Raw genomic sequence first — 19592 nt, forward strand, 5'->3', positions numbered from 1 at the left:
GGCGGGTGCAGGCGTACGAGAAGGAGGCGGGAGGGGGGCGAGGGATTCTGGAGCTGCTAGGACTGCCCATTGGGCTCGTCACAGCGACACCAGGGCGCCGCTACAGCGGCGTGCGCTTCAGGTGGGTGAGTAGGCCCCAGGGGCAGTGGTGCTACCAGCCTCTGCGCATCGCTTCCCGCCGGGCCTCATCTCGTCGTGCGTCCTCGCGTTGCTGGCGGCGCCGCTCTTCCTGTCGTGCTTCCTCACGGCGTGCATCCTCGCGCTGCTGGCGGCGGAGCTCTTCCTGGCGCTGTGCCTCCTTTCCCCAGTGCACCTCGCGCCAGATGGCCGCCTCACCTTTCTCCGGTGTGCGTCGGCCAGGGGGCGGCGAACCGCTGCCACCTGCCGGAGTGCCTGCTCGCGGCAGAGGGCAGCCACTGGTCGGGAGCGTCTACGTGCTGGGACGGGCGTACCGGTCCCTGGCCTGGAGCGGGGGGCGCCGCCTCATTCAGGGAGGAGGGTCGGACGGCGTCCACGCTTGCCGTGACGATGCGGCCTCATGGAGCTTTCCCACGAGGCCGCGGTGGTCATGTTCGCGGTTGGCTGCAGCCAGCCATCCGCGACGATGCTGGGGTAGTTCCCCGTCAGGAACGTCGCCTGCATCGTGCGGTTCAGCGCCGGCAGGACGGGCTGGAGCGTGACCATTCGCCCCTGTCCCGCGAATGCCTGCCTGTTTGGCGCCGAGGGCTCGTGTGCCTCGCACAGAGCCCAGGCAAGTCCAAGACGACGCAACGTTCCATGCCCAGCGCAAACTGCTCGCACGGAAACCAGCCAATCACCGACCAAGTTGGGCCATGACTGTGTCGGTCGAGCTCAAACGGCCTGCGGTCATTATCAGCCGCATGTAGAAAGTGACCGCGGCCCCTAGCTGCGGAATTCCAACACGCTCATTCGTGCCATGAATGAGTGACTGTTCACCCGGCCCAATGGGTAGTGGGGTGAAGCGCAACACACTATCTGTGAGCGCCTGAAAATAGACCGAGTCCGTGCACGCGGAGACCAGATAGGGCACCACCAGGGTCCCGGGATTCGCCTGCTCAATGGTCGTCTTCAGCAGGTGGTAGGCCTCCCCGTCCATGTTGGACACGGTGGACGCCTCACGCGAGGGCTCCACCACCCGGACCTCGGCCTCGGAGCCCACCACCCGGAGGATGCGCTCGAACACGCCGAGCACGGTGTCCACGAAGTGCAGGCGCAGATTGAGCACCGCCCGGGCGCGTTGCGGGAGCACGTTCTCCTTCTCGCCGCAGCACACTACGGTGTGCGCCAGCGTCGTGTGGAACAGCGCGGACGAGGCGGGAATGCGCCCCAGCAGTTGCTGGAGGAAGGGACGGGTCCACCGGATGTAACGGATGAGCAGGCGCAGCACGGGGCCGGACTCTGGCCCCAGCGCTTCGAGCATCCGCTGGGTGGGCAGGTCCATCACGTTGCGAAACCTCAGTCTTCCCAGGCGTTTGAGGATGGTGAAGAGCTTGCCGATGGCGAGCCGCTTGAACGGGAGCGGCGCCGAAGCGTGCCCGCCCTCCCCCCGGGTGGAGACCTCCACCACCAGGAGCCCCTTCTCCGCCACGCCAATCACTGCGATGTCCTTGGCTACGCCCGGAAAGATCGGGCCCGCGAGCCCGCCCCCTTCGTCGCCGCTGAAGAAGAGGCGGACGCCCCGGGACGCGAGCAACTCCGCGATGCGCCGGCTGCCCTCCAGGCCGCCGTTCTCCTCGTCGTGTCCGAAGGCGAAGTGGATGGTGCGCTCCGGCTGGTGGCCGTCCTGAATGAGGCGCTCGGCGGCCTCCAGCAGTGTCACCAACGCGCCCTTCATGTCGAGCGCCCCGCGCCCCCATACCTGGTCCTCCGCGATGGCCCCAGCGAAGGGAGGATGCGACCAGTCAGGTTCGGTCCGCGGCTCCACCGGCACCACGTCCATGTGCGCCAGGAACAGGACCGGGTCGAGCGAGGTATCGGACCCCTGCCAGGTGAACAGAAGGCTGTATTCCCCCACCACCTCGCGCTTCGCCACCGCGCAGAAGGCGGGATAGGCGCTGCTCAGCCACTCCCGGAACGCGACGAGCGCGTGATGTGATTCATTGAGTTTCGCTTCGTCTGAACCCACTGGATAGGAAATGGTCCGGTGGCGGATGGCTTCCGACAGCTTCCGCGCGACCACTTGCACATCAATTTCGGGCAGGCGCATGCTGTAATGGTAGTCTTCATTAATTAAATGCACACGCCACGCAGTCAGCTCACAGGTCTTTGACGGTCCACGCAGGCGCACGCCGGACTTCTTCTGTATTCCTTTCATCCTTCCTCTGCCCCGAGGGGCGAGTCCGCGCGCGTGGGCAAGGCGTTCGAAGCGCGGCCCCCGGTCCTGTCATCCTTTGGAACGCCAGGAACCCATGACCTTCAGTTGGCCACCCGAGCAGGTGGAGCTTTAGGACCGCGCTCTCGCGTTCGCGCGAACCCAGTTCCCCGAGGCGTCAAAGTCTATCAGTCAGGTCTTGCCACGTGACTCATGGCAGCGATGTGGTGAGTTTGGATTTCTGGGACTCTCCGTCCCCACGGCACATGGCGGCCTGGGGCTGGACACGCTGACCACGGCCCGGGTGATGGAGGCCTTGGGCCGTGGCTGCGTGGACACCGAGCTGGTCTTCTCTGTCGGCGGATGAAGCAGCGGCTCGAAGCCTCGCGGCTCCTGCTGTACCAGGCGTACTGGAAGATGGACCGCGGCCAGGAAGCAGCGTTGGAGATCTCCCTGGCGAAGCTGACCATCAGCGGGGCCGCGATTCAATGCGGGCTGGACGCCATTTCACGGCGGCATGGGGTACGTGAAGGAGACGGGCGAGGGATTCTGGCGCAACTGGGACTGCCAACGGGGAGTGCAAGGCGGGCCGCGGCGCGAGGGCCAGCGCACGCCGCGTGGTGTTGAGGCTCAAGCCATCGCCAATAGGCCCAGGCCCTTGCCGCGCCCCTAGTAGGAGGGCGGCCTGGACAGGCGTGTACCCCAAGGGGGCTGCGCGCCTCCACCGGCTTGGAACACAGCTTCGCTCCTGCCCGCCACCCTCAACTGAGTCCCTATTTGGCGTATGCGCTGCTCACCACCTGTCCGCCCTCGAACCTCGCGCCCAAGCGGCTGGTCCACCTGTTCGCCCGCTCGCTGATGTTGCACCGTCGACTCGCTGGGCACCTTCCCCAAGACGTGCCCCGTGAAGCACGGCACCCGGCGCGCCTGAGCCCCCAATGGAGCCGGGGCCGGGTGCGTCCTATCCCCCGGCCTCCGCTCCACGCAGAGGCCGGGGCTTCACGCCCGTGGGCACCACGCCGGCTCCGGGCCGCCGCGTCAGGCAGGCTCGAACGCGAGCTGGCAGCAACCCGTGAGCGCCCCCTCCTCCACCTGGAGCGTGATGTGCTCGATGCCGAACTCGTCATGGAGCCGCCGCTTCACGTCGTCGAGGAAGGCGTCGTCCAGCCGCGGCTCCCGCATGACGAGGTGCGCGGTGAGCGCGGCCTCGGTGGTGCTCATGGCCCAGACGTGCAGGTCATGGACCTCGGACACCCCCGGAGTCTGAGCGAGCCGCTCGCGCACCTGACGCACGTCGATGTGTCCCGGCACCGCCTGGAGCGCGAGGTTGACGGAGTCCTTGAGCAGCCCCCACGTCCCCACGAAGATGAGGCCCGCGATGGCCAGCGTCACCACCGGGTCCAGCCACGCCCAACCCGTGTAGTAGATGAGGAGGCCCGCCAGGACGACGCCCAGCGACACGGCCGCGTCAGCGGCAAGGTGGAGGAAGGCGCCTCGGATGTTGAGGTCGCGCTCGCGGCCCTTCCAGAAGAGCAGCGCCGTGGCCGCGTTGACGACGATGCCCACGCCCGCCACCGACATGATGGTGAAGCTGGACACGGTGGTGGGCTGCCCCAGCCGTCGCACCGCCTCCCAGCCCATGCCGCCCACCGCGACCAGCAGCAGCAATGCGTTGAGCAGCGCGGCCAGGATTGTGGCGCTCCGGAAGCCGTAGGTATGGCGCTCCGTCGCCTTGCGCCGGCCCAGGACGCTCGCGCCCCATGCGAGGACGAGCCCCAGCACGTCACTCAGGTTGTGCCCCGCATCCGCCAGCAGGGCGAGCGAGCCGGACAGGATGCCATACGTGGCTTCGATGCCGACGAAGGCCAGGTTGAGACCGATGCCGAGCATGAAGGCCCGGCTGTGCGAGTCGGGCGCGGCGTGCGCGTGCGCGTGCCCGTGTCCGTGAGAGTGCGAGTGGGAGTGCGAGTGTCCCGCCATGGAGAACGGCTCCTTCGTTCCAGTTCTCCCTCCTGACGACGCGCCTGGGCCCCCGGTTACAGTCCGCCCGCCTCCTCGCAGGGGCAGTCCACGCAGCCCTTGCGGCAGCAAGTGGTTCCGCACGCCTGCTCCAGTCTCCGGCCCAGCGCCTGCCGGGCCCGGTGGAGGCGCACCTTCGCGTTGGTGTGGGTGATGCCGGCCGCCTCCGCGAACTCCGCCAGGGTCTGCCCGTCCAGGTCCACCCGCTGGAGCGCGTCGGAGTACTCCGGCTTCAGGGTGGTGGTGAGCGTGGAGACACAGGCGCAGACGGTCCGCTCCAGTTCGGCCGCGTCCTCGGTGGACAGGGGGCTCTCCTCGGCGAAGGCCCGCAGGGCGCGCCCCTGGCGCTGCTCGTGCCGGTAGCGGTCGATGAGCGCGTTGCGAAGCAGGCGGTAGAACCAGGCCACCGCTCGCTCCTCCTCACGCAGGGTGCTCCCGCGCTCCACGCTCTTGAGCAGCGCGGCCTGGAGCACCTCCTCCGCCGCCTCGACGCTCCCGACGTGGGGTGTCAGGAAGGCGAGGAAGCGCTGGCGGTTCTGGAGCAGGAGCGCGAGGACCTCGGGGGACATGGCTCCAGCCTCGCACATCGCGGTGCATCAGCGGGCGTGGACTTCCTGCGTGGGACAAGGCCACGGTGGCGGGAATGGCCCACAGCGCGTCGCCTCGCGTGTCAGAGGTCAGCCAGTCGGGGACCGGCAAGGCGTTAGATGGCACCGGCGCACCCGGCGGCAGGACGTCCTTCACCTTGTAGACGGCGCCCGGTGGCGCGCGGGCCAGGGCCTGCACTGGCACCTCCGAGGTCTCCTTCTCCGCATCCACTGCCGCCGAATCCACGGCCTCACCGCACCCCAGGCCCGCCACCCCCAGGCCAGCCAGGACTCACCAGAACCCGACGCGCATGTGCGCACTTCCTCGCCTGCCCGAAACCCGCTGACGGTGAGCCACCCGGTAGCGGGAGCGAACTGCCCTGGAGGGCAGCCCCCGGAGGAAATCCGATGCTTCGGCGCCCACCGCGGGGGGGACACCTCCCGCGCGCCCCCCGGGCCTGGAGGACATCTCAGAACAACGGATGGGGCCACCAAGGCGCGCCACACCTGGTGCGTGCTTCAGCGCGAGGAAGGGGTGATTCATCATCCCGGGCTTCACCATCCGAAAGGAACCTTGCATGAATGTCTCCCGCCTCGCCGCCTCATGGGCCGCCGCGCTCTCCCTCTCCCTCATCGCTTGCGGAGGCGGAGACGCCTCCCTGGATGTCCCCGAGGGCGAGGCGCCCGCCACCGTCGAGCAGGGCCTGGGCATTCCGCCGCATTGCCCGAACGGAGACCTCATCTACTGGGTCGAGAACGTGCAGGCCTGTACGATGAAGTGCGGTACCACGCGCAAGCCCGGGAAGCCCTCGACCCAGTACGCCGCTTGTCAGTCCAACATGACGGGCACGCGCACGCTCATCAACGTCCAGTACTGCCTCCCTGACTGCGAAATCGTCATCGATTAGGTCTCTCACCAGGACGGCACGCGTCAGACCCTCGCCATGAAATGTCCGCTCTGACGCCGCCTGGCGAGGCATTACGAGCGCCTCGCGGGCTTCCCGGAGAACCGGGGCATCGTTGGTGACGCCGTGTGCGTCTTCAATCCCGTCTTCGGCCGGGGCATGTTCGTGGCGGCCGGGGGCGCGGCGCTCGTGCGCGGCGAGACGACGGCGAGCGGTCCGGTTCGAGGAGCCGGACCGCATCGACGGGCGTCGTTGGTGTGCTCGCTACTTCGAGCAGACCGTCACCTTGAACTCATCTTCGATCCCCGAGGCATAGGAGAGCGGGGCATAGGCCCCTCCTCCCTTGTAGGTCCCCGAGAAGCCTACGTCGTCGTAGAGCCGGCAGAACCCGCCGTCGCTCGCGACGCGCACGAGCGCCGCGCCACGGGTCGACTGCGCGAGCGGGATGCCGAGGTCGTTCTTTTCGACCATCGTCGTGCCGGAGGTGCGGAGCTTCACCAGCGTACCGCCGAAGGACTTGACCTGCCTGGAGACCGAGCCATTGAGCTTCGCGTCGTTCGTCGACCAGGCCTTGGGGAAGCGATCAACCCGGCCCGCGGCGGTCAGTACCTCCTTGAACTTCTTCGCCTGGGCCTCGAGCGGCTTGAAGTGATCGGCGCCGATGGTCACGCTCGCCGAAGCGGTGAGTTCGGCGAACTCGCTGGCGACCTGCTTGGCGTGCGCGGTGGGATCCTTGAAGCGCGCGAGCCAGACGTTGGAGAGCGCGCCATCCTGCTCGAGCGCGGTGAGCGCCTCCTGGTCGACCTTGAGGCGCGCCTTTGCCGCGAGTGACACGTAGGTTTCAGCAATCTTCTGATGGTTCCCGGCGAGCTCACAGACCACCTTCGGCTGCTTCGCGCGCCCTTCGTCCTCGTAGTACTTCTGAATCGTCGGGTACTGGCGGTCTTCGCACTCCTTGGCGAGGGCGGAGACCGCGAGGATCGCCCCCATGTCCTCCCGGACATGCCCGAGCGCGCCTCGCACCTGTCCGTCGCGGGCCATGAGCCCAGCTTGGATGGCGGCGCCGTGGCGATCACCGATGGTCGTGAACCGGGCGCGGCGCTCCAGGTCGAGCTGCATCTCGCCGTGGGCCGCGTTCACCGCCTCGCTCGCGTTCTTCCACTTCGCGGTGGACTCCGAGAAGAAGGTCTCGAAGCTCGAGGTGTCCCAGTCCTTGTCCCTCTCCTTGATGCGAGCGATGCGGGTCTCGACGTCATCGAGCATCTTCGCGATCTCGTCGAGAATGTTGGGGTCCTTCTAGTCCGACCTCTCGAACTTCTTGGTGATGCTCTTCATCTTGACTTCGACCGTCTGGATGTCGGCCTTGGCGGGGCTCTTGTTCGCACCCGAAGGCGCGGCGAACGCCGTGCTGGCCGTCGCCAGGTGCATGACGGCAGCAAGAAGAAGTGCGGCGCGCGCGCTTCGGCTGGCGTTGCGCTGCTCGGAAGAGGGACGGAAGTTGGATCGCTCAAGCGACTGGGTCGACAAGTAGGGACTCCTGAGGGCTGGGATGGCGAGGGGCCCGGGGCAGCGAACCAGCGCTTTCGCGCCCACCTCGTCGCTGTGGCCCCTGAGTGAGAAGCTCGGCTCGTCGGCTGTACGGAGCACGCACGCCCCCGGGAGGTCAGTCGAACGGGCTCTGCGCATAGAGCCGCGTGCTTGCCTATCCGCACGCTCCGCCGCTCCCCGTTCGGGATGATCTCGTCACCGCACGCGGTTCGCACCGCCCATGACGCTCCCAAACTTCTTCAGAGCTTCGTTCATCTCCGCGCTTGTCATTGGCACCGCCGCTCCGGCGCTCGCCGCCCCGGCCACTGCTCCCGCTCCCGTGGCGGAGGTCGGTCCGAACGGAGTGGGGATGCTGTTCCCCTCCGAGCCCTCCGGCAGCAGCTTCCACCTCGGCGACGGTGACCCCACCGACTCCGAGCCATTCTTCGACATGGAAGGCGACGAGGCCACGCCCGGCCTCGAATCCGGCGTCCCCTATTGGTCGACCACCGGCCACCGCGTCACGTACGCGAGCGGCAAGCCCGCCGGAAAGACGGTGCGGCTCCACCTCCGTCCCGGCGGCGGCGAGCAGTCCTTCACCTGGCGTGACGGCGCCCTCGAGAACGGCTTCATCGGCAGCCCCGACGATCTCCTGAACTTCGAGGCCACCGTCTACGTGCGCGTCCACGAGGACAACGGCACGCACCACTCCATGTCTTGGAAGATGCGCGGCGGCCAGCACACGAAGCCCGAGGTAGCGCGCTCGAGCTGCGTCGGCATGGACGTCCCGTTCGGCGGCGCCTCGCCCCAGGCCTACCGCGAGCTCGACCACCCGACCTACGACCACCTCTCGCTCACGCCCCACTTCGACTACCAGTTGCAGGAAGGCCGCTGGCTCGGCGTGAAGGTGGTCTCGTATCTGGTCGAGGGTGGCACCCGGAACCTGCTGTTCCTCGACACCAATCCCTTCGACGCCTCCGGCACGCCGCGTAACGAGTTCCGTCTCTTCACCGAATGGCACGACCGCGACGGCGAGAGCACCGGTCACTACAATCGGGCGGCCACGTGGGCCGGCTGGGAGACGACGTTCCGCGTGGACGGCTGGCGGCGGGTCGACTTCGCCTACCCCTCGGCACGCGAGATTGTGCCGCCGACCCCGTAAGCGCCCTGGCGCTACGCGCGCTCGCGGTCGCGGGGCTGCTTGCCCCAGTCGATCGCGAGCGCGACGCGTCCGGCCGGAGGCGAAGCGACCGATTCGCGATATGCGCTCGGCAGAGAAGTGACAAAAACAATCACCTCTCATGTTGCGGCAAGCCATCGGTGATGCCGTAGGAGTCGCCCTTCTCTTCGACGAAGATGTGCATTTCCATCGTCGTGTTCGTGGGTCCCTCGAAGGCGCCCATCGCGATGCCGAGCCAGTCGTGCATGTGCGTGTCGCGCGGGGCCCAGAAGAGGGAGGCCCCGCACGTGCGCCAACTGCCCGCGGCCGACGCTGGCGTGGGCTCCTCGCGAGGCGTGAACCGCATTGAGCGAGCGGGCCGACGAGTCAGGCAGCCGCTTCTGAAGGCCCTCGTGAGTCGGCCGCTCCAGCGCCGCGCGGAACTTCGAGCCTGTCGACGCCTCACGCCATGAACAGCGTCACGACAGACGGGGTGTGGCCGGCCGGTGCCGGGCCGAGGGATGCAACGTCCAGGGCCCGGCGATACCAGCCAACCCACCTCGCATCGTCTGCTTGGAGGCCACGGGCCGCGCGGCCCGTGTGCTCCACGGCGACACCGCATTCCGGAGTCCTTGGACGTGAGCACAAGCAAGGGAACATCCCGGCGGGCACGCCTGACCCAGGCAGAGGTCGCGGGCCCCGGTCCGAAGTCCCCGGAAACGCGCGGGATGCCCACTCCGCCGTCTCAGCGAGCCCCGAGACCAGCGCGTCACCAGCGCGAGCCGGGTGAAGGTCAGCAGGAACGCCGATGGTCCCGCGACGTGACGGAGCGAAGCAACGCGCTCGACCTCGAAGAGGGAGTCTTCACGCGGAACCCGAAAGACATGGCCCGCTCACTGAAACGCTCGGCGGAACAAAGCAGCCGGCGGAAGGCTTCACCCTTCCAGTCCGCCATGTCGATGCTCACGTTCTTCGAAAACCGAGCGGGCCGCGGCCTGACGCCGGAAAGGCGGCAGGCCCTTGAGCAAGCCAAGGATGAGCTCCGGAGACTCTACGGCCGGCCGACGAAGGGCACACCACCCGCCTGATGCGATGCCATGTCCTATCTCAAGGCTGAGGAGGTGGCGCCGGTGCTTGCCCAGGTCCCTCCCGAGTGGCGGTGCCTGTGCGCCACGGCCGTCGATACCGGAATGAGGCGGGGCGAACTCGTGGCTCTTTAGAAGGGGGACGTAGACCCTGGGCAGGAGGAAACCCTCGTCACGAGGAGTTGGGAGGCGGGCACCACGAGCTGCGGCCCTTCCTCGTCCAGGCGATGCGAGAGAGCCCCTCGGGGCTGGTGTTCCCTCGCCTGGATGGCTCGATGCGCTCCCGAACGTGGACCTTGCCGCGCTGCTCCGGTCAGCGATGAACCGGGTCCAGCTTGTCGAGGGGGGGCCACAAGTGCCGCCGCTGTGGACACGTCGAGCACGCTCCCAAGGCTGACGTGCGCCGCTGGCGGTGGTGCAGCGCATCAGCGGGCACTCCTCGCCCACCGTTACGGCTGGCGTCTACGGCCACCTTGACGTCGCGGACATGCGCGCGGGCCTGGAGCAGCTCCGCTTCCGACCCGCCGAGGAGCCCCTTGCAGCGGTGCTCCTGCTGGCCGTGTCGGGATTTCGCCAGGGATCTGGATTGCCTCGCCGAGGGCTGGCGCCATGGGACTCGCCCGACTCACTCACTCCTGCTTCGGTTCGGGCGACTCCCACGTGAAGTGCACGGAAGGGGCTTTCACCGCCTTCGCATCCTTCATCAGGAAGCCCTCTTCCCGCTGGGCCGCGCGCTTGAGCGCTGGCCGCAGTTCCGCGGGGATGGTCAACAGCACGCCCACCACGAAGCTCCGCCCCCGGCACGCCTCGGCGGCGTAGCCGAACGAGATGCGCACGGCGACCTTGTTGCCCTCGATGTGGTGGAACGCGACCGAGCGCTTAACGGACTCGAGCCCACCGGAGTCGAAGCCCACGCAGTCCTCGCCGGGCTCCAGGCTCTGCATCAGCGCCTCCACCGTCCTGGCGTTCTTGAATGCCGCCTCATCATGGATGTGCTTGCGGATGAAGCGGTCGGCCTTGAGCGCCGCGACCACGTCCTTCTCGGGAAACACGCTCAGCAGCGAGAAGGCACCCTTGGGCTTCGTCACGTCCTCGGTGACGTAGGACGTGCTCGCGTACGGGTGCGCGCCCCCGGTGAAGCCCGAGTCCGAATTCTCGTAGCTCACCCAGGGGCCCACCACGGACAGCACCTTGATGGACTGGGAGCCCTCCCAGCCGAACGTGTTGGTGCCCTCCTCGGCCTTGAAGTTGGAGAGGAAGTCTGCCTGGCGTGACTGCAGGCCGAACACCTCCTTGCCATCGCGCAGGGCGCGTAGGTCCTTCGCGGACATCTCGAACGTGACGTCCGCTCCTGTCACCTTCCACTTGAGCGGCTGGGCAGGAGCCGCGAGCAGTGCCACCATCAACAGGGCGCTCATGTGCATGCGCGCCATTCTGCCCGGATTCCGCTCTGGGGTCAGGCGCTTCCCGAAGCGGAAGCGGAGGATGCGAGCATGGCACCCCGGGGCGGGGCAGGGGCCGAGGAAGGAGAGGACACCGCGAGTGCCGCGGGGGCAGGGCTGAGGTGGCCCGCCTGTGTGGGCGCTACTTGCCCGCGTCCTTCGCCACGTCCTTGGCATCCTCGACGGGTGGGGCCTTGGGGAACGCCAGGTAGCCCTTCTCCGTGTACCAGGCCATGACCTGCACCTTCAGCCGGCCCGCCTTCACCATCGGGTCTTGCTCGGCGAGCTGCTTCGCCTCCGCCTTGGTGGCGGTGCGGTAGATGCACGCGCCGCGCATGCCCACGTCGTCCTGCTCATCGAAGGGGCCCGCGAGCACCATCTTGCCGCTCTCCCCCATGCGCGTGAGGTGCGCGAGGTGCTCTTTCTGTAACTGCGCCAGCTCGGCCTCCGGCAGCTTCTTGGCGCCAGGCACGCGATCGAGTAGGACGAGGTAGTGCCTGTCGAACTCGAACTTCTTCGCGGCGGGCTGGGCTGGTGCGGCGCCGAGGGTGAGCAGGAGCAGGGCGGTCGTGAGCGTCATGGTGAGGGTCCTAGGGAAGCAGGTGCGGGGAACCCTAGAGGCAGCGGCTGACGCGGCGCCACTTTCCGGTTGATGAGAGAAGGGCAATCCCACCACCCCGAGGTGACGATGAAGGTGACGCTGAGCAGCGTGCTCGTGGACGAGCAGGCCAAGGCACTCGCGTTCCATGCGGACGTGCTCGGCTTCGTGATGAAGCTGGACCTCCCGGCGGGCGAGTACCCGGCTGAGCACGTCACGCCATCGTTATCAACGCGGCGCTGACGGCGCAGCACCTGCGCGAGCGCGGCCGCGCGCGTGGCGGTGCTGGACGTGGACTGCCACCACGGCAATGGCACCCAGGACATCTTCTGGGAGCACGCCGACGTGCTCGTTGTCTCGCTGCACGGCACGTCGGAGACGGAGTACCTCAACTTCCTCGGCTACGCCGACCAGCGCGGAGCCGGCGCCGGCGAGGGCGTCACCCACAACTTTCCGCTGCCGCGCGGAACCACCTGGGCGCAGTACAGCGCCGCGCTCGACTCCGCGCTGGACGCCGTGGACCGCTTCGGCCCGGATGCGCTGGTGGTGTCGCTGGGCGTGGATACCTACGTGGGAGACCCCATCAGCACCTTCGCGCTCGAGCGCGAGCACTCCCCCCTCATGGGCCGGCGCCTCGCGCACCTGCGGCTGCCCACGGTGTTCGTGCGGGAGGGCGGCTACGCTGTGGAGGACCTCGGCCTCAACGTGGCCGGCGTGCTCGGGGGCTTCGACGCCGGACGCTGAAGGTGGGCGTAGGCACGCTACTCCCGGACGGGCTCGGCGGGCTGCTCGCTGCGCCGGTGCCGCGCGTAGAGCGTGTCGCGCCAGGCGACGATGTCCGGATAGCGCGTGCACAGCTGCGGGTGGACGCCTGCCGCGCGCGTGGCGGGGCCTACCGCGAGGTGCCCGCCGTCCACGGGTGACACGAACTGCAGCGTCACCGCCATCGCGAGGTCCGCGTAGGTGAGGCGGTTCGCGACGAGGTGGCGCTTGCCGCCCGCGAGCGCACGCTGCAGCGCCTCCAACTCGAATACCAGCGTGGCCTCCGCCGCCTTGCTGTCCGGCATCCCGTACTTCCTGCGCAGGAAGGCCATGGCGAAGTCCACCGCGGGCACCGAGAGCTGGCGCACGAAGCCAGGGAAGGCGGGTGGTTGCTGCTCCAGCTTCGCGGCGCGGTCGTTCGCGAGCCGGTCGAGGTATCGCACCCGCGCCGCGCCGAGCGCGGCCTCGCTGCGGGCGTTCCAGGCGGCGATCTCCTCGGCGTGCTCGGCCGGAAAGAGCGTGGGCGCGCTGCCGTGCGCGTCCGCGTAGCGAGCGATGTGGAAGGAGTCGATGAGCGGCCCCTCGGGCGTGAGCAGCATGGGCGTGCTCACGCGGCCCTTCAGCCGCCGCGCCCGCAGCCGCAGCGAGAGTTCGCCGATGAGCGGGTAGTGCTCGCGGTACGCATACGCGAGGCGGTGGTGGTCCAGCGCCCAGCGGGCCTTTTCGGACCAGGGAGAAGCGGCTTCGCCAATCAGGGTCCACGTCATTGCTGCGCCTCCGTGCGCAGCTGTTGCTGCAGGAAGGTGCGCCAGTCTTCGATGAGCTGCGGTGAAAAGTCGTGGCCGAGGTCGGGGTAGACCTTCACGTCGATAGGGACACCAGCTGCCTTCAGTGCGTCCACGCGCGCCGCGGTCTGCGGGGCAGTGGTGATGGGGTCGACTTCGCCTTGCAGCACCCACACGCGCCGCGTGGCCGGTGCATCGGGCGTGGGGTCTCCGAGCAAGCGCGAGCCCATGGGCACCGCGACATCCACCTGCCCGGGGTGGCGCAGCGCGAGCGCCCAGGCAAGGTCTCCGCCGTAGGAGAAGCCCGTCACGGCGACGCGGCGGATGCGGGGGTGGGCGGCGCGCAGCTCGCGGATGAGCTCTGCGAGCCGCGCGGCCATCTGCTCCACGTCGGCGGTCTTCTCCGCGGTCGTCTTCTGCTCGTGGCCGGCGGCGAACCAGGTGAAGCCCTCCCTGCGCGGGTGCGGGCCGCGCGGCAGCACGACGCGGGTCGGGGTGCGCCAGTCCTCGAGCAGCGGTCTCCAGAACCCGGGTGTGGACCCGGAGTAGTGCAGCGCGACGAGCATCGACTCGGGCTCGCCTGCTCCGACGGTGTAGGTCTCGTAGGTGAGCGCGGGTGCAGCAACCGGCGCCTCGCGGGGCGCCTGGGGCGGGTGGGCACACGCGAGACAGAGCGCAGGCAACATCCGGAGCACGGCGAGATGCAGGGGCTTCATCATCAGACCTCCGACAGCGGAAGGGGAGACGCGGCGCTCACTGACTCTGCGGGCGTTTCTCGCTTGCCTGCACGCGCAAGGGAAGCTGGTTCTGGCGCGGCGGCAGCGGGCACAGGCTGTAGGCGGAGAAGGTGCAAGTGGGGTCGTAGGCCCGGTTGTAGTCCAGCACCACCGGGCCCCTACGGTCTCGCGCACCGCGCCATTGGTCTCGTTGCGGTGGGCCTCGTCGCCTCCTGCATCGCCGCGAGCCGGTGTTTGCGCCCGCCGCACCGTCAGCCGCTCGCGTGCCACCAATTCGCCCTGGAGGCGGAACACCTCGTCCAGGCGCACGGCCAGCGTCCGGTGGGGGCGCACGTTCTCGCCGAGCCGGACGGCTCCTCGGGCTCCCCGGCGACCACAACTCGGCCCGGCACCGCGAATGCGTGAATCCTCGGGCCTGCGTCACCCCGTGAAGACGCCCCAGCAGATGTCGTTCCGCGTCCGCTGGTCTTCGAGGACCAGCTCACGGAGGGTGGCGGGGAGCCGTTCCCGCTGCCATCCGAGCTCCTGCAGACGGGCCCCTTCTGCGTTACCCACGGCGACCGACGCGGCGGCGGCCCGGATGGCGTACGCCGCCGCGCCCAAGTAGTGCGCAGCGACGTGGGCGACGGCCACCGCCTGGCCTGCCGCGAGAGCCGCGAACCTGGCCGGGTCCGGCAACCCACGAGCCGCGGCGTTGGCCACGAACGCGGTTTGGTGGGCGTCACGCATCCTCACTTCGCCCCTGATCCACGCCCGTCCCACGGCGATGGCGTCACGGGGGCGCGCGTCTTCAGGGCGCGCGTTCTCGAAGAAGGGCAGGACGTGCTCCGCGCAGAGGGCAGCCCACTCCGCGAGCAGGTGGTGGTCCTCGTCGGTCAGGCTCCCGCCACGACGAATCGTGATCAACCTGGGGTCTCGCTCTTTCGGCAGGATCGGCATCGCCAGATTCTCGCCCAGCCTCCTCGTCGACGCGATGGGGTCGGCGATGGGCGGCACGACAGGGACCTCCTGTCGCGCCGTGTTCCCCCACGCGGACGAGGAGGAGGCGAGGAGGGGGCGCCAGGAGGCGGCGAGGCAGGAGCCGAGGATGGACAGGACGCCGCGAGTGGACTTTCGCGGGGCTGCTCAAGCAGGAGATTCGCAGTGGACCTGTTCGCCTGCGCCAGCGAGTCCATCGTTCCTTCGTTGGTGCCGATGAAGAACGTGTCCCGGGTGGCCGTCGCGGGATAGACCGTGCCCGCGCCGTTGTAGGCCACCGTCCAGCCCTGCCCGAACCCATCTGTCATCTGGAGCGACAACCCCGAGCCCGTGTCCGTGTTCAGCCCCGTGTGCGTTGGCGAGTGCGTCGAGCCCCCATCAGGAGCATGAGCGCTCCTAGGAGTGGCACCGAGGAGGTGGTGGTGCAGCCAGACTTGGACGGAGCGCCGCCATCGCCGTCAGGGGTGCTGGCACCAGCGTCCGGGACACCCACACCCCCGTCAGCCTCCAACACACCACCATCGCCGGACGGGACGCCGCCACCACCATCCGGGACGCCGCCACCACCATCCGGGACGTCGCCACCACCATCCGGGACGCCGCCATCCGTTGAGATGACGCACCCGGGGGTTGGCAGCCCTCGAGGGTAGGTCTCGCAGATGCCTTGGAGCGTACCAGGGTCGATGATGCGCTTCTGCGTATCGCCCCATGGCAGGACGCGAGACATCGTGGAATCGGTGCGTGTCAGCAGGGCGAACCCCAGCCCCTCGCCGATGGAGCGTGTCACCAGGCTCTGGACATCTCCGATGACGCAGCCGGGCTCGATGACTCCCTGGTCGCAGGGGGGACCATCCAGCGTGGTGAGCATGCCATTGCTGTTGTTGAGGCTGATCTCGGTGCCGAGAATCTCACCGGTGGACAGCTGGAAATAGCTCGTCTCCTCGACGACGTCCCTTGGCGCGAAGGGCCAACAGTCATACTTGTCGGGACAGGATTCATTCTGCCAGCAGGCATCGTCATCGGGGACGATGTCCGGGCAGTTCACCTGGCGGAAGGTCACCAGCATCTTCCCGTCGAGAGGTCGCGGTGCGGGATGGGGCACATCCTCGCCGGGTGTGAACACCAAGTCCGAGCAACTGGCCACGGCCTGGTTCCAGGTGTTGAACGCGGCGGTGACTGCGGCCCTTTCTTCAGCGGTCGGGGGGCCACCCGAGGTGGTCATCGCATAGGTCACGGTCCTGTCGCCGCGGCACAATTCCAGCCCTTCGTATCGTGTACGTTCGTATGGCTGTGCCCGCGCGTTGGTCACACCGACGAGGACGACGAGAGGAATGAGAAGAAAAAATCTGGCAGGGGTCATGTCCGGAAAATCATAGACGGTGCGGGTGATACGCCGCGAGTTCCGGCTCAGGTCGAACAAAGCGGCAGTGGATTCGGCGCACCAGGTGATTGTCGCCCAACCCCTCACCAACCTGCCTCCGGGCGCCGAGCGCCTGTTGGCACTGGTGGACCGGGTGACCATCCGCGCCCTACGGCATGACCGAGTAATTCATCAAGGCGCTGGCCGCTCACGTCTGCGAGCCAGCGAAACTGGCGTGGCATCCCATCGGGTATCCGCGCACGTTCAGGCTCAGCGCGACTGGCTATGAGGAGTACCTGTCCCAAGAGGAGGAGTTGCGGTGGCTTCGCGCACGTGTCGCGCAAATTCCTGGAAGCGATGATGCCTGGCTTGACTTCGCGCCCTGAACCGCTTGTCGCCCGAGGCCTGGTGGCCCGCGACAGAGTTGGTGTGGCTGCGAGCGCAGGAAGGGAAGTACGCGGAAGCAGAGCCCTTGGCGAAGGTGGGGCGAAGGTGGGGCGACGCTTCGCACCCGAGAATCCCTATGCGCTCGAGTCCTCGGCCCTGGTGGCCTTCCATCAGGGCCATTGCCAGGAAGCGGTCGCGGACCAACAGCAAGCGGTGGCGAAGGTCCCCAAGGCATGGCCCGAGGAAGAGCGAGCGCGGTTCAAGCAGGCGCTGAATGCGTATCAGCGTGGGTGCTCGTCCGAGGCGGCTCCGGCGGCCCCATTGAATAGGTAGCGCGCCAGGCATGCGTGTCCCGGTGCTCATGCCGGTGGAGGTTCAAGTGCTGTTGTCTCTGGTCGACTGAAGGACATTGGTCGGGATGTAGAGGGTTTGTATTTCTTGTTTTGCTGGTATTTCGTGCTAACTCATGCCCCTCCATCTGGAGGTGGTTCCATGAGGAAGTTCCCTCGCATTCTGGCGCTCACGGTGGTGTGCGTCCTCTCTGCGTTTGCATCCGGCTGTGGCGACGAGCGTATCGACACGCCGCTCGCGGAGGAGGCCCCGGTAGGCACCGCCGACGCGTCGCTCGCGTGCAGCACTCGCATCACCTACGGCGAGCGGTGGATCCGCCCCTCGGGGCACACCGCGCAGTACGACATCGCGAGTGGTTTGGTGACGTGGGATGGCACCTGCATCAACGAGGGCAGCAACTCGTATGCGGTGCTCTCAAACGGCTGGCGGCCGTACTTCACCGGCAACAACGCCTGTGTCATGGCGCTCGACACGGACTGTGCCGGGGCTACCGCGTGCTCGACGCGCGTCACCTATGCTGCGTCGTGGCTGCATCCGTCGGGACACACCGCGCAGTACGACGACGTGAGCGGGCGCGTGTTCTGGGATCGGGCCTGCACGAACGAGGGCAGCAACTCGTACGCGGTGCTCTCCAACGGGTGGAGGCCGTACTTCAGCGGCACGGGCGCGTGCGGCATGTCCTTCCGCTACACGGGGTGCGGCGGCCTGTACCGGAACCCGGTGGTCCCCGTGGATTGCGCGGACCCCGGCGTCATCCGTGATGGGACGCGGTACGTCGCCGCGTGCACGTCCGGCGGTGCGGCGAATGCGTTCCCCCTGCGCACGTCGACGGACCTGGTGACGTGGACGAGCGCGGGCTCCATCTTCCCGTCGGCGTCGAAGCCCACCTGGGCGACGGGCGACTTCTGGGCGCCGGAAATCCACAAGGTGGGGACGCGTTACATCGCTTACTTCACCGCGCGGCACTCGAACGGGAAGCTGTCCATCGGCGCGGCGACGTCGGCGAGCGCGCTCGGGCCCTTCACGGACATCGGCCGGCCGCTCGTGCATGACACCGCGATGGGAATGATTGACGCCACCTTCTTCACGAGCACCACCGGGGCACCCTACCTGGTGTGGAAGGCGGACGGCAATGCGGTGGGACGGCCGACGCCCATCTACGGGCAGGCGCTGTCAGCGGATGGTCTGTCGCTGGTGGGCTCGCGCCAGACGCTCATCAGCAACAACCTCTCGTGGGAGGGCGGCGTCGTCGAGGCGCCATGGGTCGTCGCTCGGGGAGGCTACTACTACCTCTTCTATAGCGGTAACGCGTACTACAACAGCACCTATGCCGTGGGCGTCGCGCGGGCGACGAGCCCGCTGGGCCCGTACACCAAGCTGGGCTCGCCGATTCTCAAGACGGGTGGCGGCTGGGTGGGGCCGGGACACAACTCCGTCGTCACTGGGCCGCGCGGTGACATGTACATGGTCTACCACGCGTGGAACAGCGCCCACACGGCGCGGGTGATGCTCGTGGATGCAATCACGTGGCCCAATGGCTGGCCCTCGGTTCCGTCCGCGCCGTCGGCGAGCTCGCGGCCCATGCCGTAGCGGCTTCGCTGTGACGACGGCCTCCGCGCCGCGGCCTCATGCGCCACGGCGCGGAGGTGCGCGGCGGCGGGGGAGGGCGGTTTGCCCGCAGAAGGCAATCGACAGCTCCGCATGGTTCGAGGCACCTCGCAGCTCGCGGAAGACCACGCCCTTCGGTTGAAGCATCCGGGCGGACATCGGCGTCATCGTGAGCCGGAGTCTCTCTTCCACCATCCGAAGCTCAGTCGGTCGGCTCCTGCCCCGGCGGGATGAAGACAGGGAGCACCTGGCCTTCCAGCCAGGCGTCCATCATCCGGTTCTCAAGCAACTTCCCGACGACGTGGTAGCGCGACACCATCGCGGGGGAGGTGAGCGCGTCCTCGCAGACGACCGTGGCTTCGCCCAGGTAGGACGCGTGACACATCCACACCCGCGCGCTGTCGTTCCAGAGGAACCCGACGTGGTAGTCGAGCCCGACGACGTAGAGCCCCTCACCGGCGCGCCTCACACGGTCGACAACCCCGGACACGGGACGGTTGCGAAACCTCCAGATTTTCTTCGGAGGTGCCAGCGCCTTCACGATGTACTCGGCGTGCTGCTGGGCCATCTGCGTACGCTCGACGCGGAAGCCGGCGTCTCGCAGCACCGTGGAGACGAAGTAACCACAGGCGATGCTCCCTGTGCGTGGCGTCTGGCTGTCGCCGTAGAACTCCCACGGTGTGCCGTACCAGGCCGGCATCAGGTGTCGGGTGATGGCATCGAGTACGGTTGCGCGGGCCTCGTCACGCAAGGCCATGCGCTCGGCGCCGGGCTGGTGCCACCGCGTGCTGAAGGCGTGTCGTCGGGACTCCAACTCGGAGACCACCTCGGCATAGGCCCGCTCTGGGAGGGGGGCGTCGCGCTCCGCGTCGACAGAGGCAAGGGTGAGGAGCAGCAGGATGGGAACCATGCACCGGTGGACGCCTGGACACGCGCGAAGGTTCCTATCGCGGTGGGCGGCCTGCGGCTG

At 68.1% G+C, this 19592-nt stretch carries 22 protein-coding genes and 1 pseudogene; 8 read left to right on the forward strand and 15 right to left on the reverse strand.

Features of this window, described 5'->3' with window-relative positions:
- Positions 1-483 precede the first annotated feature (483 nt).
- Positions 484-801, reverse strand: a complete 318-nt coding sequence (locus tag FL344_RS40070; RefSeq protein WP_368667445.1) for an alkaline phosphatase family protein — start codon at positions 799-801, stop codon at positions 484-486.
- A gap of 13 nt (positions 802-814) precedes the next feature.
- Positions 815-2335 (reverse strand): M20/M25/M40 family metallo-hydrolase, encoded by a 1521-nt coding sequence (locus FL344_RS22460; protein WP_141619955.1) that lies wholly within the window; start codon positions 2333-2335, stop codon positions 815-817.
- 151 nt (positions 2336-2486) lie between these two features.
- Here FL344_RS22460 and FL344_RS22465 point away from each other — a divergent pair.
- Both FL344_RS22465 and FL344_RS40075 read left to right on the forward strand, forming a co-directional pair.
- Positions 2487-2699, forward strand: a pseudogene (locus tag FL344_RS22465) (acyl-CoA dehydrogenase family protein); the annotation flags it as partial.
- Positions 2700-2749: 50 nt separating this feature from the next.
- A complete protein-coding gene (locus FL344_RS40075; RefSeq protein ID WP_368667446.1) occupies positions 2750-2959 on the forward strand; it encodes a hypothetical protein in 210 nt (69 codons plus the stop codon).
- A gap of 411 nt (positions 2960-3370) precedes the next feature.
- Here FL344_RS40075 and FL344_RS22475 read toward each other — a convergent pair whose 3' ends face one another.
- The gene (locus tag FL344_RS22475; RefSeq protein ID WP_141619957.1) at positions 3371-4312 is read right to left on the reverse strand and encodes a cation diffusion facilitator family transporter; all 942 of its coding nucleotides are present in this window, start codon (positions 4310-4312) and stop codon (positions 3371-3373) included.
- Between the two features lie 56 nt (positions 4313-4368).
- Positions 4369-4920, reverse strand: a complete 552-nt coding sequence (locus tag FL344_RS22480) for an RNA polymerase sigma factor (protein WP_225887953.1) — start codon at positions 4918-4920, stop codon at positions 4369-4371.
- Positions 4921-5516: 596 nt separating this feature from the next.
- On the opposite strand from FL344_RS22480, the gene FL344_RS22485 reads away from it, so the two are divergent.
- A complete protein-coding gene (locus tag FL344_RS22485; RefSeq protein WP_141619958.1) occupies positions 5517-5846 on the forward strand; it encodes a hypothetical protein in 330 nt (109 codons plus the stop codon).
- Positions 5847-6107: 261 nt separating this feature from the next.
- On the opposite strand, the gene FL344_RS22490 is transcribed toward FL344_RS22485, so the two are convergent.
- Both FL344_RS22490 and FL344_RS39265 read right to left on the reverse strand, forming a co-directional pair.
- Positions 6108-7106, reverse strand: coding sequence for a hypothetical protein (locus FL344_RS22490; RefSeq protein ID WP_228565274.1), 999 nt, complete (start codon positions 7104-7106; stop codon positions 6108-6110).
- A gap of 33 nt (positions 7107-7139) precedes the next feature.
- Positions 7140-7370 (reverse strand): hypothetical protein, encoded by a 231-nt coding sequence (locus tag FL344_RS39265; RefSeq protein WP_228565275.1) that lies wholly within the window; start codon positions 7368-7370, stop codon positions 7140-7142.
- Between the two features lie 241 nt (positions 7371-7611).
- Here FL344_RS39265 and FL344_RS22495 point away from each other — a divergent pair, with 241 nt between their 5' ends.
- Complete coding sequence (locus FL344_RS22495; RefSeq protein ID WP_141619959.1) at positions 7612-8532, forward strand: hypothetical protein; 921 nt, start codon at positions 7612-7614, stop codon at positions 8530-8532.
- A 130-nt stretch (positions 8533-8662) separates the two neighbouring features.
- Here FL344_RS22495 and FL344_RS39810 read toward each other — a convergent pair whose 3' ends face one another.
- Complete coding sequence (locus FL344_RS39810; protein ID WP_255508237.1) at positions 8663-8797, reverse strand: hypothetical protein; 135 nt, start codon at positions 8795-8797, stop codon at positions 8663-8665.
- Positions 8798-9257: 460 nt separating this feature from the next.
- Between FL344_RS39810 and FL344_RS22500 the strand changes: the two genes are divergently transcribed.
- On the forward strand, positions 9258-9617 hold the full coding sequence (locus tag FL344_RS22500; protein WP_141619988.1) for a DUF3175 domain-containing protein: 360 nt from the start codon (positions 9258-9260) through the stop codon (positions 9615-9617).
- 626 nt (positions 9618-10243) lie between these two features.
- Here FL344_RS22500 and FL344_RS22505 read toward each other — a convergent pair.
- Together FL344_RS22505 and FL344_RS22510 are read right to left on the reverse strand one after the other, a co-directional pair.
- Positions 10244-11032, reverse strand: coding sequence for a DUF4163 domain-containing protein (locus FL344_RS22505; protein ID WP_228565276.1), 789 nt, complete (start codon positions 11030-11032; stop codon positions 10244-10246).
- Between the two features lie 166 nt (positions 11033-11198).
- The gene (locus tag FL344_RS22510; RefSeq protein ID WP_141619961.1) at positions 11199-11636 is read right to left on the reverse strand and encodes a YciI family protein; all 438 of its coding nucleotides are present in this window, start codon (positions 11634-11636) and stop codon (positions 11199-11201) included.
- A 72-nt stretch (positions 11637-11708) separates the two neighbouring features.
- Here FL344_RS22510 and FL344_RS22515 point away from each other — a divergent pair, with 72 nt between their 5' ends.
- Entirely contained in the window at positions 11709-11897 is a 189-nt protein-coding gene (locus tag FL344_RS22515) for a hypothetical protein (RefSeq protein WP_194863209.1), read from the forward strand.
- A gap of 33 nt (positions 11898-11930) precedes the next feature.
- On the forward strand, positions 11931-12398 hold the full coding sequence (locus FL344_RS22520) for a hypothetical protein (RefSeq protein ID WP_255508238.1): 468 nt from the start codon (positions 11931-11933) through the stop codon (positions 12396-12398).
- Positions 12399-12415: 17 nt separating this feature from the next.
- Here the strand turns inward: FL344_RS22520 and FL344_RS22525 are convergent, their stop codons facing one another.
- From FL344_RS22525 to FL344_RS22545, 5 genes are all read right to left on the reverse strand, one after another.
- Entirely contained in the window at positions 12416-13183 is a 768-nt protein-coding gene (locus FL344_RS22525) for a glutathione S-transferase N-terminal domain-containing protein (protein WP_141619962.1), read from the reverse strand.
- Positions 13180-13920: an alpha/beta hydrolase gene (locus FL344_RS22530; protein ID WP_141619963.1), complete on the reverse strand. Its 741-nt coding sequence runs from the start codon at positions 13918-13920 to the stop codon at positions 13180-13182. Before FL344_RS22530 ends, FL344_RS22525 begins: the two co-directional genes overlap by 4 nt.
- Before the next feature lie 34 nt (positions 13921-13954).
- A complete protein-coding gene (locus FL344_RS40080) occupies positions 13955-14362 on the reverse strand; it encodes a DUF1684 domain-containing protein (RefSeq protein WP_228565277.1) in 408 nt (135 codons plus the stop codon).
- A complete protein-coding gene (locus tag FL344_RS22540; protein ID WP_228565278.1) occupies positions 14359-14934 on the reverse strand; it encodes a putative immunity protein in 576 nt (191 codons plus the stop codon). The genes FL344_RS40080 and FL344_RS22540 overlap by 4 nt, the downstream gene beginning before the upstream one ends.
- Before the next feature lie 322 nt (positions 14935-15256).
- Complete coding sequence (locus FL344_RS22545) at positions 15257-16336, reverse strand: MYXO-CTERM-anchored inactivated metalloprotease (RefSeq protein WP_228565279.1); 1080 nt, start codon at positions 16334-16336, stop codon at positions 15257-15259.
- Positions 16337-17155: 819 nt separating this feature from the next.
- Between FL344_RS22545 and FL344_RS22550 the strand changes: the two genes are divergently transcribed.
- The gene (locus FL344_RS22550; protein WP_228565280.1) at positions 17156-18604 is read left to right on the forward strand and encodes a glycoside hydrolase family 43 protein; all 1449 of its coding nucleotides are present in this window, start codon (positions 17156-17158) and stop codon (positions 18602-18604) included.
- 220 nt (positions 18605-18824) lie between these two features.
- Here the strand turns inward: FL344_RS22550 and FL344_RS39270 are convergent, their stop codons facing one another.
- Positions 18825-19532, reverse strand: a complete 708-nt coding sequence (locus tag FL344_RS39270; protein ID WP_228565281.1) for a hypothetical protein — start codon at positions 19530-19532, stop codon at positions 18825-18827.
- Between the last annotated feature and the right edge of the window lie 60 nt (positions 19533-19592).

It is taken from the genome of Myxococcus sp. AB036A (assembly GCF_006547355.1).
In the GTDB taxonomy this organism is placed as follows: Bacteria; Myxococcota; Myxococcia; order Myxococcales; family Myxococcaceae; genus Myxococcus; species Myxococcus virescens.